Source organism: Mesorhizobium captivum, assembly GCF_033977165.1.
In the GTDB taxonomy this organism is placed as follows: Bacteria; Pseudomonadota; Alphaproteobacteria; order Rhizobiales; family Rhizobiaceae; genus Mesorhizobium; species Mesorhizobium captivum.
The window spans coordinates 1-614 of record NZ_JAVIJB010000138.1; the positions used below are offsets into that span (position 1 = coordinate 1).

Below are 614 nucleotides of genomic sequence, written 5' to 3' on the forward strand. Positions count from 1 at the left end.
ATGCGATGGGTGATCAGGCCCGAAACATCGAGCGGGCCCTGTACGAGCGCGATCATCTTGTACCAGGTCTCGAACATCTCGCGGCCGTAGATGCCTTTGAGATGCAGCATCTTGAAGATGACCTTGTTCCAGTCGATCTCGAAGCCGGTCGGCGCGATACCGAGGATGGCGATCTTGCCGCCATTGTTCATGGTGTCGATCATGTCGCGGAAGGCGGGGGCTGCGCCCGACATCTCAAGCCCGACGTCAAAACCCTCGGTCATGCCGATCGACGGCATCACGTCGCGCAGCTTCTCCTTCGAGGCGTCGACGACATGCTGGACGCCTAGCTTGCGCGCCAGATCCAGCCTGACCGGATTGATGTCGGTGATGACGACTTTGCGCGCGCCGACGCACTGCGCCACGAGCGCGCCCATGATGCCGATCGGTCCGGCTCCGGTGACCAGCACGTCCTCGCCGACCAAATCGAAGGACAATGCCGTGTGGACGGCATTGCCCAATGGATCGAAGATCGCGGCGATCTCGTCGGGCACGTCGTCGGGGATGGGCACGACATTGTGCTGCGGGATCGCCATGTACTCGCCGAAGGCGCCCGGACGGTTGACGCCGACGCC

Annotated in this window: 1 protein-coding gene; it reads right to left on the minus strand. The window is 62.7% G+C overall.

Features of this window, described 5'->3' with window-relative positions; genetic code table 11:
• Positions 1-614, minus strand: a 614-nt coding sequence (locus RFM40_RS33650; protein ID WP_320279068.1) for a zinc-binding dehydrogenase, incomplete at both ends; no start/stop codon positions are given.